This is a genomic window from Mesorhizobium sp. WSM4846, from assembly GCF_055811415.1.
The window spans coordinates 22418-39225 of the sequence record NZ_JBVVPZ010000056.1 but is presented as its reverse complement, the minus strand read 5'-3'; the positions used below and the strand labels follow the sequence as shown (position 1 = coordinate 39225).

17 protein-coding genes and 1 pseudogene are annotated in these 16808 nt (G+C 63.2%); 6 read left to right on the top strand and 12 right to left on the bottom strand.

Translation table 11 applies throughout. The features are described from left to right. The first annotated feature begins 384 nt into the window (after positions 1-384). Positions 385-765 (top strand): c-type cytochrome, encoded by a 381-nt coding sequence (locus AC0L15_RS30040; RefSeq protein WP_027151302.1) that lies wholly within the window; start codon positions 385-387, stop codon positions 763-765. Between the two features lie 136 nt (positions 766-901). Here the strand turns inward: AC0L15_RS30040 and gph are convergent, their stop codons facing one another. The 10 genes from gph to AC0L15_RS29990 form a co-directional block, all read right to left on the bottom strand. Then, a complete protein-coding gene (gene gph, locus AC0L15_RS30035) occupies positions 902-1603 on the bottom strand; it encodes a phosphoglycolate phosphatase (protein ID WP_287249306.1) in 702 nt (233 codons plus the stop codon). Then, positions 1600-2157 carry a thioredoxin family protein gene (locus tag AC0L15_RS30030; protein ID WP_287249307.1) on the bottom strand — a complete coding sequence of 186 codons (558 nt, stop codon included), beginning with the start codon at positions 2155-2157 and terminating at the stop codon, positions 1600-1602. Before AC0L15_RS30030 ends, gph begins: the two co-directional genes overlap by 4 nt. A gap of 21 nt (positions 2158-2178) precedes the next feature. After that, the gene (gene rpe, locus AC0L15_RS30025) at positions 2179-2865 is read right to left on the bottom strand and encodes a ribulose-phosphate 3-epimerase (RefSeq protein ID WP_287215924.1); all 687 of its coding nucleotides are present in this window, start codon (positions 2863-2865) and stop codon (positions 2179-2181) included. A 61-nt stretch (positions 2866-2926) separates the two neighbouring features. Then, positions 2927-3865 carry a CbbX protein gene (cbbX, locus tag AC0L15_RS30020; RefSeq protein WP_287249309.1) on the bottom strand — a complete coding sequence of 313 codons (939 nt, stop codon included), beginning with the start codon at positions 3863-3865 and terminating at the stop codon, positions 2927-2929. Between the two features lie 8 nt (positions 3866-3873). Beyond that, positions 3874-4308 carry a ribulose bisphosphate carboxylase small subunit gene (locus AC0L15_RS30015; protein ID WP_023797690.1) on the bottom strand — a complete coding sequence of 145 codons (435 nt, stop codon included), beginning with the start codon at positions 4306-4308 and terminating at the stop codon, positions 3874-3876. 18 nt (positions 4309-4326) lie between these two features. Beyond that, on the bottom strand, positions 4327-5820 hold the full coding sequence (locus AC0L15_RS30010; RefSeq protein WP_023797691.1) for a ribulose-bisphosphate carboxylase large subunit: 1494 nt from the start codon (positions 5818-5820) through the stop codon (positions 4327-4329). 21 nt (positions 5821-5841) lie between these two features. After that, positions 5842-6921, bottom strand: coding sequence for a class II fructose-bisphosphate aldolase (gene fba, locus AC0L15_RS30005; RefSeq protein ID WP_027151308.1), 1080 nt, complete (start codon positions 6919-6921; stop codon positions 5842-5844). 14 nt (positions 6922-6935) lie between these two features. After that, on the bottom strand, positions 6936-8972 hold the full coding sequence (gene tkt, locus AC0L15_RS30000) for a transketolase (protein WP_287249310.1): 2037 nt from the start codon (positions 8970-8972) through the stop codon (positions 6936-6938). A 10-nt stretch (positions 8973-8982) separates the two neighbouring features. Continuing rightward, positions 8983-9855: a phosphoribulokinase gene (locus tag AC0L15_RS29995; protein ID WP_023797694.1), complete on the bottom strand. Its 873-nt coding sequence runs from the start codon at positions 9853-9855 to the stop codon at positions 8983-8985. 5 nt (positions 9856-9860) lie between these two features. Next, entirely contained in the window at positions 9861-10907 is a 1047-nt protein-coding gene (locus AC0L15_RS29990) for a class 1 fructose-bisphosphatase (protein ID WP_023797695.1), read from the bottom strand. Between the two features lie 119 nt (positions 10908-11026). Here AC0L15_RS29990 and AC0L15_RS29985 point away from each other — a divergent pair, with 119 nt between their 5' ends. Beyond that, positions 11027-11986 (top strand): LysR family transcriptional regulator, encoded by a 960-nt coding sequence (locus AC0L15_RS29985; RefSeq protein ID WP_287249311.1) that lies wholly within the window; start codon positions 11027-11029, stop codon positions 11984-11986. A gap of 77 nt (positions 11987-12063) precedes the next feature. Here the strand turns inward: AC0L15_RS29985 and AC0L15_RS29980 are convergent, their stop codons facing one another. Both AC0L15_RS29980 and AC0L15_RS29975 read right to left on the bottom strand, forming a co-directional pair. Beyond that, complete coding sequence (locus AC0L15_RS29980) at positions 12064-12477, bottom strand: hypothetical protein (RefSeq protein WP_128246248.1); 414 nt, start codon at positions 12475-12477, stop codon at positions 12064-12066. Between the two features lie 442 nt (positions 12478-12919). Then, positions 12920-13378, bottom strand: coding sequence for a nuclear transport factor 2 family protein (locus tag AC0L15_RS29975; RefSeq protein ID WP_128246247.1), 459 nt, complete (start codon positions 13376-13378; stop codon positions 12920-12922). A 121-nt stretch (positions 13379-13499) separates the two neighbouring features. On the opposite strand from AC0L15_RS29975, the gene AC0L15_RS29970 reads away from it, so the two are divergent. The 4 genes and pseudogenes from AC0L15_RS29970 to AC0L15_RS29955 all read left to right on the top strand — a co-directional run bounded on the left by AC0L15_RS29970 (position 13500) and on the right by AC0L15_RS29955 (position 16782). Further along, the gene (locus AC0L15_RS29970) at positions 13500-14078 is read left to right on the top strand and encodes a TetR/AcrR family transcriptional regulator (protein ID WP_287249313.1); all 579 of its coding nucleotides are present in this window, start codon (positions 13500-13502) and stop codon (positions 14076-14078) included. A gap of 47 nt (positions 14079-14125) precedes the next feature. After that, complete coding sequence (fabF, locus tag AC0L15_RS29965) at positions 14126-15430, top strand: beta-ketoacyl-ACP synthase II (RefSeq protein ID WP_287249314.1); 1305 nt, start codon at positions 14126-14128, stop codon at positions 15428-15430. A 71-nt stretch (positions 15431-15501) separates the two neighbouring features. Beyond that, positions 15502-16313 (top strand): annotated as a pseudogene (locus AC0L15_RS29960) (oxidoreductase). Positions 16314-16581: 268 nt separating this feature from the next. Continuing rightward, on the top strand, positions 16582-16782 hold the full coding sequence (locus tag AC0L15_RS29955) for a hypothetical protein (RefSeq protein ID WP_077373897.1): 201 nt from the start codon (positions 16582-16584) through the stop codon (positions 16780-16782). The last annotated feature ends 26 nt before the right edge of the window (positions 16783-16808 follow it).

The following is a 16808-nucleotide window of genomic DNA, read 5'->3' as shown; positions in this document are numbered from 1 at the left end:
CGGTCCTCCCGGCGAAGGAGAAAACTGTCACCCATGCAATCAGTCCATTCTGTTACCTATCTATCCGGTTCGGACAAATCCCCCTTCTCCCCGTCACTATACGGGGAGAAGGTGCCGGCAGGCGGATGAGGGCAGCGCCGACGTCGACAATCGCCAATTCGACTTGGACGCGCTCCTTTGGCTGAAGCGATTTGTTCGAAGCGATTGCCTGTGCGAACCGCTCCATGGTTGACATCGCTCATCTGCCGGGTAGCTTCCAGGATGCAGGCGTTGCAACTCCACAAGGGAGACGTTTTCGCTCTGCATAAAACGATGCATGCCGATGATCAGACAAAGGCATGCGCAAATCGTCCAGGGCACCTTGACGATCAATGAGGAAATGCCATGCGTGCAGTCGCATTTTTCGCCGTCGTGTCCGTTGCGACGTTTATTACAAATCAATCGCAGGCACAGGATGCCGCCGCGGGTGAGAAGGTCTTCGCCAAATGCAAGGCCTGCCATGTCGTCGACGAGGACAAGAACAAGATCGGTCCGTCGTTAAGCGGCGTTATCGGCCGGACGGCCGGCACGCATCCGGGGTTCAAATATTCCAAACCGATGGCCGAGGCGGGTAAATCCGGCGTCAAATGGGACGAAGCCACGCTGACGAATTATCTTCGCGACCCGAAGGGCATGATCAAAGGTACGAAGATGGCGTTTCCCGGTCTCAAGAAGGACGAGGATCTCGCCAACGTCATCGCCTATCTGAAGCAATACTCCAAATAACCCGGTTTTTCCGCAGGAGATAACCCGGTTCTTCCCCCGGAAGTAACCCGGTTCTTCCCCCGGACCCCGGAGTAACGCGACTTCGCCGGCCGTTCGCAAACTGCGTTCGGCCGGCGCCCGCACTGGTTGGCGCCGGTCAAGCGGCGTCTTGCAGCCTGCGCATGGCGGAAGGCAGATCGAGCAGGCCGTCGCAAACCAGGTCGGCGCCAAGCGCTTCAACGGCAATTTGGGTGTAGCCGCCACGCAGCAGGATAGCCGGCATGCCGGCGGCGCGGGCGGCGGCCACGTCGGCGCCGCTGTCTCCGACCATCAGCGCGTCACGAGGCTCGACCTGAAGCTGGTCAAGCGCCAGCAGCAGAGCGTCGGGCGCCGGTTTCAGGCAAGTCACCGCGTCTCCGCCGACGATCGCGCCGAGATGGTCCGTCAGCCCGAAATGCAGCAGGATTTCGCGAGCGGCCAGCTGCGGCTTGTTGGTCACCACGCCCATGGCTATTCCGCTCAAATGGAAGTGGGTGAGAACCTCCCTGACGCCGGGCATCAGCGTCGTCAGGCCGGTCAGATGTCTGCGGTAGATCGGCGCCATGGCACGGTTGGCCTCGTCGAGGGCGCTGCCGAGGCGCGGCGCGCCGGATGCCGCGAAGGCTCGCTCGACCAGTTTCCTGACGCCGCCGCCGATCATCGCCTTGACCTGTTCCAGGCGCAGCGGCGGCAGATCGCGACCGGCCAGCAATTCGTTGACCGCGGCGGTTATATCGGGCGCCGAATCGACCAGCGTGCCGTCGAGATCGAACAGGATCGCCTTCGGCGATCGAAACGGCCTACTCATGCCGACGTTCATGCGGCGTCCTTCCACTTGATCGAGCAGCCGATCGAAGCGATCTGGTCCAGCGGTCCGTCGCCGGTTCGGGCGATCTGTCTCATCGCCTCGAACAGGTCGCGTCTCAGTCCGGGCGGTCCCGCGTCTCGCCGCGCCGCGTCCAGCCGGCCGCGATATTGCAGCGTCAATTCACTGTTGAGCCCGAAGAAATCCGGAGTGCAAACGGCTCCATAGGCACGCGCCACCGTCTGGCGCTCGTCGTGGAGGTAGGGGAAAGTGAAGCCGTTCGCCCTGGCGAAGAGCTTCATGTTGTCGAAGGAATCATCCGGATAGGCGTCGGCATCGTTGGAGTTGATCGCGACAAAGCCGATGCCTTCGGGCTTGAGGTCGTCGGCATCGCGGACGATGCGGGAAATCACGGCCTTCACGTAAGGGCAGTGGTTGCAGATGAAGGCCACCACCAGCCCGTTCGGACCGGCGTGGCTGAAGATCGAATGCGATTTGCCGTCGACGCCGGGCAAGACGGCATCGATGGCTTGCCAGCCGAAATCGCAGACAGGTGGGATTGCCCCCATGTTGTCCTCCGATGAAATGGTTTACGCGGCTTTCCGGATCGCGCCGTCGGCTGCCTGCCTGATGGCGCCGATATTGGCGCGATAGGCCGCCTCGCTGCCGCCCTTGAAGATAGCCGAGCCGGCGACCAGCACATTGGCGCCGGCCGCGCTGACCAGCGGGGCGGTCTCGGGGGTGACGCCGCCGTCGATCTCGATGTCGATCGGGCGATTGCCGATCAGCGCCTTGACCCGCCTGACCTTGTCGACGACCGCCGGAATGAACGCCTGGCCGCCGAAGCCCGGATTGACCGTCATCAGAAGCACCAGATCGAGCCGGTCGAGCACATATTCGATGACGCTTTCCGGCGTCGACGGGTTCAGCGACACGCCGGCCTTCTTGCCGAGATTCCTGATCGCCTGCAGCGAACGGTCGAGATGCGGCCCTGCCTCGGCGTGCACGGTGATGATGTCGCAGCCGGCATCGGCGAAGGCGGCGAGATAGGCGTCGGCCGGCGCAATCATCAGGTGACAGTCGAAGACCTTGTCGGTTCGATCGCGGATCGCCTTGATCACCGGCGGACCGAAGGTGATGTTGGGCACGAAATGACCGTCCATCACGTCGAGATGGATCCAGTCGGCGCCCGCCCGGACGACTGCTTCGACTTCGTCGCCGAGCCGCGAGAAGTCCGCAGAAAGCACCGAGGGGGCGATGATTGTCTTGCTACCCATGGTCGTCGGCTCCATTCCGTCTTCGGTTTCCGGTCGCTGCACACCAACCGGCGTCATCGTGTCAGCGCGCCTTCGTCTCCGGTTCGCCTTCGAGCTTGCCTTCCGCGAACACGCGGCTGCCGCGAATATCGGATTCCTCAATGGTGATAAGGTCGGTCTTCGTCAACACCCGGTCGCGCGACGTGAAAAGCCGGTTGGCCTGGCGAAGCCGCGCCCGGTCGAGCCCATTGCGGACCGAGCGAGCGTTGGAGAAATGCGGCAGCCGCATGCGGATCGGCAGGTACTCTTCGAGCGCCTTGGCCGCCGCCTCGCTGAGACGATAATTCTGTTCTGCCAGCATGATCTCGGCGATCGATTTGAGCTCGCCGACGCCGTAGTCGGGAAAATCGAGGTGGTGGGCGATGCGCGAGCGCATGCCGGGATTGCTGTTGAAGAAGCGGTCCATCTTGTCCTTGTAACCGGCAAGAATCACAACCAGATCGTCACGGTTGTTTTCCATGCATTGCAGCAGGATCTCGATCGATTCCTGGCCGTAGTCACGTTCGTTCTCGGGCTTGTAGAGATAGTAGGCCTCGTCGATGAAAAGCACCCCGCCCATGGCGCGCTTGATCACTTCGCGGGTTTTGGGCGCGGTGTGGCCGACATACTGGCCGACGAGATCGTCTCGCGTCACCGCGACCATGTGGCCTTCGCGGACATAGCCGAGACGATGCAGGATTTCGGCCATCCTGAGCGCCACGGTGGTTTTCCCGGTACCGGGGTTTCCGGTGAAGTTCATGTGCAGCGTCGGCGCGCCCGAGGTCAGGCCGAACTTGCGGCGAAGCCGGTCGACCAGGAGCAGCGCCGCGATCTCGCGGATGCGGGTCTTGATGGGCTTCAGGCCAACGAGTTCGCGGTCGAGCTTGCCCAGCACCTCATCGATGTTGGACGCCTCGAACTCGGTCTGCAGATCGACCGATTCGTCCGGCGCGGCAGTGCCCTTTGCTATCGCGTCCAGCATGGTTTCGGCTAGCTCCGCTCGCCTTCGGGCCTGTCGGTCGCATAAGGCACGATCGAATAGCCCTGGCTGCGGCCGTCGCGCTCCTGGCGCAGCAGCCGGAACCCGGGTTCGTTGGGCGGCCGGTTGACGATGAACGACATGCGCGGCGCTTCCCAGCCCTTGCTCGAATCGAAGGCGGTGACCCGGACATACATGTTGGGCATGGCTTTCCGGCAATTGTTGACTTCAAGCAGGATGCCCGCCGGGTCCTTCAGGTCGAACATCGGGTTGCCGTACATTTCCCAATAGGTGTTTCGCGGATGCGGATCGTCCGTGTACTCGACGCTGACCGCCCAGTGGTTTTTCAGCGCATATTTGATCTGCGCCGAAATCTGCTCATCGGTCAGGTCGGGCAGGAACGAAAACTGTCCCTGCGTGACCTTGTTTCCCGGATTGGTCATCATGGCGACGGTTCCTTTCGTCTAGAAGCTGGGCGTTGCGGTTGGCACGAAGTCGGCCGTGTCGGTCGATTCGTAGTTGAAGGTGACGTCCTTCCAGGTCTCCAGGGCAGCTTTCAGCGGCGTGCACCATCTGGCCGCCTGTTCGAGGATTTTGGTGCCTTCGCGCAGGTAGTCGCGTCCTTCGTTGCGGGCTAGGATCATCGCCTCCAACGCGACGCGATTGGCCGTCGCGCCGGCCTGGATGCCGTCCGGATGGCCGATCGTGCCGCCGCCGAACTGCAGAACGACGTCCTCGCCGAGATAATGGATCAGCTGGTGCATCTGGCCGGCATGGATGCCGCCCGAGGCGACGGGCATCACCTTGTTGAGCGAGGCCCAGTCCTGGTCGAAGAACAGCCCGGTTTCGAGGTTCTGCGGCGTGCGCTCCTCGCGCAGCGTGTCATAGAAACCCTTGATCATCAGCGGGTCGCCTTCCAGCTTGCCGACAACGGTACCGGCATGGATGTGGTCGACGCCGGCCATCCGCATCCATTTGCAGATGACGCGAAAATTCATGCCGTGGTTCTTCTGGCGCGAATAGGTCGAGTTGCCGGCGCGGTGCAGGTGCAGGATCATGTCGTTGCGGCGTGCCCATTTGGCCATCGACTGGATCGCCGTGTAGCCGATGACCAGGTCGATCATGACGATGCAGGAGCCAAGCTGTTTTGCGAATTCGGCGCGCTCGTACATCTCCTCCATCGTGCCGGCGGTGACGTTGAGATAATGGCCCTTGACTTCGCCGGTGGCGGCCGACGCCTTGTTCACGGCCTCCATGCAGTAGAGGAAGCGGTCGCGCCAGTGCATGAAGGGCTGCGAGTTGATGTTCTCGTCGTCCTTGACGAAGTCGAGGCCACCTTTCAGCGCCTCGTAGACGACGCGGCCGTAGTTGCGGCCTGACAGGCCAAGCTTCGGCTTCGTCGTCGCGCCGAGCAGCGGCCGGCCGAACTTGTCGAGCCGCTCGCGTTCCACCACGATGCCGGTCGCCGGGCCCTGGAAGGTTTTCAGGTAAGCCACCGGGATGCGCATGTCCTCGAGTCGCAAGGCCTTTACTGCCTTGAAGCCGAACACGTTGCCGATGATCGATGCGGTCAGGTTGGCGATTGAGCCCGGCTCGAACAGGTCGAGGTCGTAGGCGATGTAGGCGAAGTACTGCTGCTCGGTCTTGGTGCCGGGACCGGTGTTCGGCACCGGCTCGGATCTGAACGCCTTGGCGCGGTAGAGCTCGCAGGCGGTCAACCTGTCGGTCCACACCACCGTCCAGGTCGCGGTGGAGGATTCACCGGCGATGGCGGCGGCCGCCTCCTCGTGGTCGACGCCTGGCTGCGGCGTGATCCGAAACATGGCGATCAGGTCGGTCTCCTTGGGCCGGTAGTCCGGCTCCCAATAGCCCATTTTCTTGTAGGGGATGACGCCCGACTTGTAGCGTTCCTTGCCTTCCTTGAGCGTGCCAGCTGACGGCATGTCGATCTTGTTCATGACAGGTCTCCTGTTTGCCGCTCAGGCGGCTTTCGCGGTTGCGATTTGCGGGTCGAGTTTTCCCGCGGCGTAACGTTTGGCCATCTCGTCCATGGCGATGACCCTGATCTTCGAGGCGTTGCCGGCGGTGCCGAAGCGCTCGAAGCGATCGCGGCAAAGGTCGCGCAGGGCATCCATGGCGGGTTTCAGGAATTTGCGCGGATCGAATTCGCGCGGGTCTTCCGTCGCGACGCGGCGGAACTGCCCGGCCATGGCCATGCGGCAGTCGGTGTCGATGTTGACCTTGCGCACGCCGTAGCGGATGCCGCGCTCGATCTCCTCGACCGGAACGCCAAAGGTCTGGGGCATCTCGCCGCCATATCGGTTGATGACGTCCTGCAGTTCCTGCGGCACCGAGGAAGAGCCATGCATGACCAGATGCGTGTTGGGCAGCTTTTCGTGGATCGCCTCGATCACCTGCATGGCGAGGATGCCGCCGTCGGGCTTGCGGCTGAATTTGTAGGCGCCGTGCGAGGTGCCGCAGGCGATCGCCAGCGCGTCGACCTGGGTGGCGGTGACGAAGTCGACCGCCTGATCGGGATCGGTCAAAAGCTGGTCGTGGGAAAGCACGCCTTCGGCGCCATGCCCGTCCTCGGCCTCGCCCTGGCCGGTTTCCAGCGAGCCGAGCACGCCAAGCTCGCCTTCGACGGAAGCGCCGACCCAATGCGCCATGCGTGCGACACGTTCGGTGATGGCGACGTTGTAGTCGTAGCTCGCCGGCGTCTTGGCGTCCGCCATCAATGAGCCGTCCATCATCACCGAGGTGAAGCCGTGGCGGATCGCCGAAAGGCAGGTGGCTTCGTTGTTGCCGTGGTCCTGATGGATGCAGAGCGGAATGGCCGGATGCATTTCGGTCAACGCCTCCATCATCTTGGCCAGCATGATGTCGTTGGCATAGGAGCGGGCGCCGCGTGATGCCTGGATGATGACCGGCGCGTCGCAGGCCCTGGCCGCCTCCATGATGGCAAGGCCCTGTTCCATGTTGTTGATGTTGAATGCCGGAACGCCGTAGCCGTGCTCGGCGGCATGGTCGAGAAGCTGGCGAAGGGTGATGCGGGCCATTTTTGGGGTCCTTCCTAGATGATGAGCTTCAGCGCCGCTGCCGCGACGGCTTCGGGCGTGATGTCGAAATGCCGGTAGAGATCCGGGGCAGGGGCGCTGGCGCCGAAACCGGCCATGCCGACGAAAGCGCCGGTGTCGCCGGTCCAGCGATCCCAGCCGAGCCGTGCTGCGGCTTCGACGGCGACGCGCGGCGCCGAGCCGAGGACAGCCTTGCGGGTGCCGGCATCCTGTTCCTCAAACAGCTCCCAGCACGGCATCGAGACGACCGCGGCGGCGATGCCGTGCTCGGTCTCCAGCCGTCCGGCGGCGGCAACGGCGATCTCGACCTCCGATCCGGTGGCGATCAGCGTCACGGCGCGGTGTCCTGCCGGCTCGCGCAGGACGTAGGCGCCCTGGCTCGACCGGTTCTCGTCGATGTGTGGCTCGTCGCTGTGTGCCTTCTCGCTGTGTGCTTGGCGCAGCATCGGCAGGTTCTGCCGCGAGAGCACCAGCACGCTCGGCCGGTTCTTGCTCTTCAGCGCCAGTTCCCAGCACTCCGCCGTTTCGATGATGTCGGCCGGACGGAAGACGTTGATGTTCGGCGTCGCCCGCAGCATCGCCAGGTGCTCGATCGGCTGATGGGTCGGGCCGTCCTCGCCGAGACCGATGGAATCATGGGTCATCACATAGATGACGCGCTGGCCCATCAGCGCCGAGAGCCGCATCGCGCCGCGGGCATAGTCGGCGAAGCACAGGAAGGTGCCGCCATAAGGCACGAAGCCGCCATGCACCGCGATGCCGTTCATGGCCGCGGCCATGCCATGCTCGCGGATGCCGTAGTGGATGTAGCGGCCGGCATAGGCACCAGGCGCTATGCGATCCATGCCCTTGGTGATCGTCAGGTTCGAATGCGTCAGATCGGCGGAGCCGCCGACGGTCAGCTCGGTTGCGGCGTTGATTGCACCGAGCGCCATTTCGGAGGCTTTTCGCGTTGCGACCTTGGTCGCCTTTTCGACATGCTCCTTGCGGAAAGCGCCGAGCGCTTCGAAGACCGCGTCGGGCAGGGTGCCGGCGACCGAACTCTCGAAGGCCTCGCGCTGTGGCGAGGCGGCAAGCCGCTGCTCCCAGGCGTGCCGCGCCGCTTGCCCGCGCTCGGCAGTTTCGCGCCAGGCAAACAGGATGTCGTCCGGCACCTCGAACGGCACGCAGGCCCAGCCGATGTTCTCGCGCGTCGCGGCGATCTCGGCATCGCCCAGCGGCGCGCCATGCGTCTTTTCCGAGCCGCCCAGATTGGGCGCGCCCTTGCCGATCACCGTGCGGCAGGCGATCAGCGACGGCCGGTCCGACTGCTGCGCCGCTTCGATTGCCGCAGCGACGGCTTCCGTGTCGTGGCCGTCCACCGACTGGACATGCCATCCGGCGGCTTCGAACCGTGCCGGCTGGTCCATCGATGTCGACAGCGACGTCGGTCCGTCGATCGAGATCGCATTGTCGTCCCAGAAGACGATCAGCCGGGCGAGCCTCAGGTGACCGGCAAGGTCGATCGCCTCGTGGCTGATGCCTTCCTGCAGGCAGCCGTCGCCGGCGATCGCGTAGGTGAAATGATCGACGAGATCGGCGCCGTGGCGGGCAGCAAGCATGCGCTCGGCGAGCGCCATGCCGACCGCGGTCGAGATGCCCTGTCCTAGCGGACCGGTCGTCGTCTCGATGCCAAGCGCATGGCCATATTCGGGATGTCCGGCGGTGCGGCTGCCCAGCTGGCGAAACCGCTGCAATTCTTCGATCGGCATGTCTTCGTAGCCGAGCAGGTAGTGCAGCGCATATTGCAGCATCGAGCCGTGCCCGGCCGAAAGCACGAAGCGGTCGCGATCGGGCCAGTTGGGCGCCGACGGATCGATGTTAATGAAGCGGCTGAACAGTACCGTCGCAACGTCGGCCATGCCCATCGGCATGCCCGGATGACCGGAATTGGCCTTTTGGACGCTGTCCATCGCCAATGCGCGAATGGCGTTCGCCATATCGCGCTCCGAGACGGCGGCGACGGGCTTCAGGGCTGCTGCTTGGCTGTTCATGGCGTCCTCCTCACGACACACGGTTCTTGCGTTCGATCAATTGCAGGATGAGCGGCGTCAGGATCAGCTGCATCGCAAGATCGAGCTTGTTGCCTGGCACCACTATGGAATTCGGCCGCGACATGAACGAGTCGTGGATCATCGAAAGCAGGTAGGGGAAATCGATGCCGCGGGGATTGGCGAAGCGGATGACCAGCATCGATTCGTCGGGCGTCGGGATCCAGCGCGCGATGAACGGATTGGACGTGTCGACGATCGGCACGCGCTGGAAGTTGATGGCGGTCTGCGAGAATTGCGGGACGATGTAGCGGACATAGTCCGGCATGCGGCGCAGGATCACGTCCATCACCGCCTCGGTGGAATAGCCGCGAGTTGCCCGGTCGCGATGGATCTTCTGGATCCATTCGAGATTGATGACCGGCACCACGCCGATCCTGAGGTCAGCGTGCCTGGCCAGGTCTATCTTGTCAGTGACGACGCAGCCGTGCAGGCCCTCGTAGAAGAGCAGGTCGCTCGGCGGGAATTCGCGCCATTCGGTAAATTGTCCCGGCGGCGTGCCGTACTGCTTCTCCTCGTCCTCGTCGTGGATATAGGTGCGGGTCTTTCCGGTTCCGCGGCGACCATATTCCTCAAACACCTCTTCGAGGATTGCGAGCTCGTTGGCCTCGGCATGGAAGTGGGTGAAGTTCGGATTGCCGGCCTTCTCCTCCTCGGCCACCTTGACCTTCATCGTGGCGCGGTCGTAGCGGTGAAAGGCGTCGCCTTCGATGAAGGCTGCGTCGATGTTCTCGCGCCGGAAGATCAGCTCGAAGATGCGCTTGACCGAAGTGGTGCCGGCGCCCGACGACCCGGTGATGGTGATGATGGGGTGCTTTGCCGACATGATGTTCAGGCCCTGAACAGGCCGCGGCGGCTGAACAGCGGCGCACGCTCGCCGATCGCGCTGGGCTCGGTGTGGTAGCGGGTGATGCGTGCGACTTCGCGCGCCGATCCGAACACCACGGGCACGCGCTGGTGCAGGCCCTCGGGCTCGATTTCGAGGATGCGGGTGATGGTGTCGGTGGCGGCGCCGCCCGCCTGTTCGATGAGATAGGCGATCGGGTTGGCCTCATAGACGAGGCGCAGCCGTCCCTGGCGGTAACCCTTGCGCTTGTCGCCTGGATACAGGAATACGCCGCCGCGCATCAATATGCGGTAGCAGTCGGCGACGAGGGAGGCGATCCAGCGCATGTTGAAGTCCTTTCCGCGTGGGCCTTCAGTGCCTTCGAGGCAGTCGTCGATGTAGAGCCGCACCGCCTCGTCCCAATGCCGGTAATTGGCGGCGTTGATGGCGAACTCCTGGGTACGCTGCGGGATGATCCGGCTCTCGTAGGCCTGGACGAAGGTGCCGAGCCTGGTCGAGAGAACGAAGACATGCGTGCCGCTGCCGAGCGACAGGACCAGCGCCAGCTGCGGCCCGTAGATGAAGAAACCGGCCCCCAGCTGCTTCACGCCCGGCTGCAAAAAAGAGGCGGCCGGATTTTCGTCCGGCGCGCCAGTTGCAGGGAGGAGCGAGAAGATCGTTCCGATCGACACGTTGGTGTCGATGTTGGAAGAGCCGTCGAGCGGGTCGATGGCGATGGCGAGAGGCGCCTGGCTGTCGAGCAGGACCGGCTGCTCCAGTTCCTCGGAGGCGTAGAGCGCGACCGGAGCGTGGCGCATGGCATCGAGGAAGATGTCGTCGGCGAAGATGTCGAGATCCTTCTGGATGTCGCCGTCGGCATTGGCGCTGCGGGTCCCGGCAAAGGCGGTGCCGAGCACTCCCTGATTGATGGTGTTGCGGACCTTGGTGGCGGCCTGCGTCAGCTGACGGACGGTCGCGACGACTGCCGAACGCAGTTCGTCGGGTGGGCCGAGATAGGAATTCAGAAATGCGTCGAGCGTTGCCGCTGGCATCGTAACCTCCCGATCCAGCCGCAACTCCTCCGGCCGGATTGGGGAATGAGAACAAACTGCCATGGATAAGTAAAATTCAATAACTTTACTTTCGCGCTAAAAAAAATTTAGTATGGCGCATGAGAAACCTCACGCTCAAGCAATTCAAGACCGTTCAGGCCATCATCAGCCATGGAAAAATCGTTAGCGCGGCCAAGGTGTTAGGCTTGTCTCCTCCAGCGGTGACGATCCAGTTGCGGCAGGTCGAGGAGGAGTTCCAGCTGGCCTTGTTCGACCGGACGTCGGACGGCATGCGTCCGACTGCCGCAGGTCTGGCCTTCGTCGAGACGGCGCAGGCGATCGAGGAGCGGCTTCGCCTGCTCGAAGACAAGATGGATGCGATCAAGGGCGTGCGTATCGGCAGCTTGCGGCTCGGCGTCGTTTCCACCGCCAAATATTTCGCGCCGCGGCTGATGGCCGGCTTCATAAAGGAACATCCCGACATCGACATGCGGCTCGCCATCGGCAACCGCGCCGAAACCATCAACAGCCTGAAGAACCACGACATCGACATCGCGCTGATGGGACGCCCGGCGCGGGAAGTCCCGGTGCGTGCCTCGGTCTTCGGCGATCACCCGCTGGTCATCATCGCGCCGCCCGACCACCCGCTGGCGTCGGCGCGCGAGATATCCAAGGAGCGGATCGCCGAAGAGCATTTCCTCATCCGCGAGCCCGGCTCCGGCACGCGCATCTCGCTGGAAATATTCCTCAGCGACGTGCCCGGCCGCATCGACGACCTTGGCGTCGAGATGGGCTCGAACGAGACGATCAAGCAGGCGGTGATGGCCGGGCTCGGCATTGCCTTCATCTCTGCCCACACCATCGCCGCCGAAACCGACGCCGGCCGGCTGGTCATCCTCGACGTCGTCGGCATGCCGATCCGCCGGCAATGGTTTTCGGTGATGCGCAGCGATCACGCGATCTCGCCGGCGATGGCGACATTCCACGATTTCCTGATGCGCAAGGGCGCGATGTACCTGCCGCTGTTCGGCAAGCTCTATCCGCACGAAGGACCGAACATTGGAGGTCGCGCGAGTTAGGCCGCGCGGCCTCAGGTCAAACGCTTCAGGCGAGTGATGGCCGTTCGTCGCCTCTCAACTAAGATTGCGTTTGACCTTTACATCGGCCCCACGGACGCGAGCCCAGCAGCACGCAGGCTGCCGTCTGCAAGGCGGGTCGGTGCATTGGCATCGGCGCGCATGTCGGTCTCGGACGACACCGTCACCTCCTCGCCGGACCGCGAGAACGCGTAGAGCGGACCGCGGTGGCCCGGCATCGAAAAGGCCACGGAATCGCCGTCGGCGAGGCCCATGACGACGCGCTGCGGATCGCCGCCGATCTTTGGCGCGAAGGTGGCGGTGACCTCCAGGAGGTCGCCTTCGACCGGGACGTAATAGACGACCATGTCGAGGTGTCCCTCGTGCAGGCTGCCGGCTTCGGTCGGGCGTCCTATGGTGGCTTCCTCGGCAAACGCCGGGGCGGCAAGAAACAGCGCGGCCAGAACGGAGGCGCTCAGGGTTTTGCGGATCATCTCGTATCTCCTTTTTTAGATTGCGTTCGAACGCTATAACTGAGTTAGATTACGAATGCAATCTAAAAAATGAAAATATTGATGATGCGTGTGAGTCGCTTCATAAAACCGCGAAACGGCGATCAATGCGGCAGGCCGGCTTTTTCGGGAGCGCGGCTTTGACGGCATCGACCTTAAGGATTTTGATGGAGGCCCGGGCTCACCGAGGGCGCGTTTTGCAAGCAGTCGCATCCAAGAACGATCTGGCGGCGCAAGGCGTCCAGGCGGGCGATGGAAAAGTCCGCCGGTGGTCTCGCGGACCGTCAACGATGAGCGGCTGTCGAAGCGGTTCCTGCAAGCGGCCGCCGGGAGCGCGCTGATGGGGTCGTCTGCGGCGATGGCCGGCATGGCTACGGGCTGGCGTACCCGCGGTTACGCTGCCGGGCCGCTGACTGCGTTTCTGCTAGCCTGCAATTGGTTCGGCAACAGCTTCTTCGAGGCCAGTTGCCGCTTGGGTGGCAAGACCGCGGGCCGCCGCTTGTGAATCGTAGAATTCCTCAAGTGCATGGACCTTGCCCCATCGCAGGGTGAATACGTGCAGACCACTGTTGACGTAGGACGCGTCGCCGTTGAGCAGCGTCGCGGTGCCGTCCCACTGGGCAAACACGGTGGTATGCCACGGCCAGCCCTTCACCCAGACGTGGTTGACCGTGAGATGGAGATTGGGCAGGACGCGGCCGAGGCGCTCAAACCAGCGGCGCACGGCTTCCTTGTCGTGGCGCTCACCACCAAGCGCGTGGGCGCCGGAAACGCGGTGATGGACATGCGGCACGAGTGCTTTCACCGCCTCATCCCAGCGATGGTTGTTGACGTGGTCGAAGCTCTGCCGGATCGATTTCTCGACGATATAACTGTACAGCATTTGACCTCTCCTCCAAATTTTTTCGATGCGTGACCGAGGCACCGTGCGCAGCCGAATTGGATTGCGTTCGTACTCTATACCTGCTATAGATGTCGAACGCAAGCTAAATAAGGAGATCGACATGCGTGTGAGTCGCGTTCAGGCGGTGGAAAACCGCGAAACCGTGATCAATGTGGCCAGCCGGCTTTTTCGGGAGCGCGGCTTTGACGGCATCGGCCTTAAGGACCTGATGCAGGCTGCCGGGCTGACCCAGGGCGCGTTCTACAAGCAGTTCGCCTCCAAGGACGATCTGGCGGTGCAGGCGTCGAAGCGGGCGATGGAGAGCGCCACGCTGCGGTGGTCGGCCGCGACTGCGGCAAAATCCGAGGATCCGCTTGGCGCGGTGATCGCATTCTACCTCAGCATGGACCATCGCGGAGAAAAGATGGACGGCTGCCCGATTGTCGCGCTCGGTTCGGATGCCGCCAGACAGGGCAGCGACGTGAAAGCGTCGTTCGAAGCCGGGATCAAGGAGCATCTCGAAATCCTCGGCCGTTTCATTGCCGAGGCCAATGGTGAGCAGCCCGATAGAAAGGCTATGGCCATTCTCTCGACGATGGTCGGTGCGCTGACGCTATCGCGCGTCGTCAACGACCCGGACCTCGCCCAGGCCTTTCTGGACGGGGCGAACGAACAGGTTCGCGAAGCAGCCGCCGCCTGAACGGCATGCGCAGCGCTGGCGACGCAGCCAAATCGATAGGAAAATAGATGCGACGGATTGTTGTTACAGGCATGGGAGCAGTCACGCCCCTTGCTGCCGATGTCGAAGCGTCGTGGTCGCGGCTGCTGGCCGGTCGCTCGGGCATCCGCAGGCTTCCGGACGATGTGGTGGCAGACCTGCCGGCCAAGATCGGTGGGGTGGTTCCCTCGCTGGAAGACGATCCGGACGCTGGTTTCGATCCGGATGCCGTCTTGGCTGCGAAGGACCAGCGCAAGGTAGACCGGTTCATCATCTTCGGGCTCGCCGCTGCACAAGAGGCCCTCGCGCAAGCAGGGTGGGCGCCGGTCTCGGAAGCGGATCGCCTGCGCACGGCCACGATCATCGCGTCCGGCATCGGCGGCTTCCCCGCCATAACCGAGGCGGTGCGCACGGTTGACCAGCGCGGGGTCCGCCGCCTGTCGCCGTTTACGGTACCGTCCTTCCTGGTGAACCTTGCGGCGGGCCACATCTCGATCCGCCATGGCTTCAAGGGGCCGCTCGGCGCGCCGGTTACGGCTTGCGCGGCCGGCATCCAAGCGATCGGCGATGCGGCCCGCCTCATCCGCGCCGACGAAGCCGATATCGCCGTGTGCGGCGGAACGGAAGCCTGCATGAACATCGTCAGTCTCGGTGGTTTTGCTGCCGCACGCTCTCTTTCGACCGGCTTCAACTGGGCGCCGGCTCAGGCGTCACGGCCTTTTGACGTGTCGCGGGACGGCTTCATCATGGGCGAAGGAGCCGGCGTGCTGGTCATCGAGGCGTTGAGCCACGCGCTGGCGCGCGGTGCGAAACCGCTCGCCGAGCTCGTCGGCTACGGCACGACGGCGGATGCGCATCACGTCACTTCCGGTCCCGAGGACGGCGACGGGGCGCGCCGAGCCATGCAGATCGCGATTGCCCAAGCTGGCATTTCGCCGCGTGAGGTTCGCCACCTCAATGCGCACGCGACCTCGACGCCGGTCGGCGATCTCGGGGAAATCGCGGCGATCAAAACACTCTTCGGCGCAGATTCCATCATCGCCGTGAGCGCAACGAAATCGGCGACCGGGCACCTGCTCGGAGCCGCCGGCGGGCTGGGAGCCATCTTCGCAATGCTGGCGCTCCGGGATCAGGTAGCGCCGCCAACCCTCAATCTGGGCGCGCCGGATCCAGCCGGCGACGGCATCGACTTCGTCGCCAACCAGGCCCGGCCGATGGCAATGGACTACGCGATATCAAACGGCTTCGGCTTTGGCGGCGTCAACGCCAGCGCGCTGTTCCGGCGCTGGACGGATGAACTCGCCGGTGCGAACGCCAGAGGCGCTCATAACTGACGCCTCCGACCTTTCGGGCTTCTTCCATGCCAATCCAAAATCAGTCCAACCCAAAGAAAGAAATGATTTCCGTGAACAAGACCAATCCTGGCGTCGCCCTGGTGACGGGGGCGTCCTCCGGCATCGGGCGCGCGACGGCCATAGCTTTGCAAAGCGCCGGTTTCCGCGTGTTCGGCACCAGCCGTCGCGCAGCCAAAAACTCCGACGGCCTGACCATGCTGGCCTGTGACGTGACCGATGACGCGTCCGTGAGGAAACTGGTCGATGACGTGCTGGCCGAGACCGGGCGCATCGACCTGCTCGTCAACAATGCCGGCATGGGTCTGTTTGGTGGCGCGGAAGAGTCCTCAATGGACCAGGCTCAGGCGCTGTTCGATGTGAACGTCTTCGGCGTGCTCCGCGTGACCAACGCGGTCCTGCCGATAATGCGCCGTCAAGGCAAGGGTAGAATCGTCAATCTGAGGTCGGTGCAGGGGTTCATTCCAGCTCCCTATTTCGCGCTTTATGCGTCGACCAAACATGCCATCGAAGGCTATTCCGAATCGCTCGACCATGAACTGCGCCCGTTCGGGATTCGCGTTGCATTGGTCGAACCCGCTTATACCCGCACGTCCTTTGAAGATAGTCTCGCCAAGCCGGACCAGTTGCTTGATGTCTATGACGCCGCGCGCGCTGGCATGAACGCAGTCGTGCGCAAAGCAATGGAAAAAGGCGATTCGCCCGAATTGGTCGCCAAGACCGTTTTGGCGGCTGCGACCGATCGCGTTCCGAAGAGGCGCTATGCGGCGGGAAAAATGGCGCGTCTGGTCAGTCTCCTGCGCCGTTTCGTCCCGCATCCGCATTCGACAAGAGCCTGCGCAAGCAGAACGGGCTGCCGGTCTGACGACATCGAAGACACTCTGTGAAATCGGAATGATCGGCGCTGGAAACATCGGCGCCACGTTGGCGCGGCGCAACCTGACGCGATTGCTCTGGAAAACGCCCAGCGGTCGTTGGAGTTAGATAAGCGACATGTTATGTTGCAGTGCGAAAGAGCGGGGGCACGTGCTTTCACACCCGTAAGCGATCTGTATGTGCGACCCCTGCAGACTGGTCGGTATCACTGAAACCTCCCGGGCATGGGGTTCGGGATTCGATGGGGACAAGGGGTAATGCTTTACACGCTGGTTATGATGGTCTGCCTGACGGATGTGCCGCAGACCTGTGAACAACGCGAACAGATGGTGGACGGCCTGGCAATGAATCCCGGGACCGCCTTCATGCAGGCGCAGCCGCTGGTCGCCCACTGGATCGAGACGCATCCCGGTTATTTCGTGCAGCGCTGGCGCGTGCTGCCCGGCCGGGGATCGTGAGATCCGCCGCGAAGAGCGAATGAGGT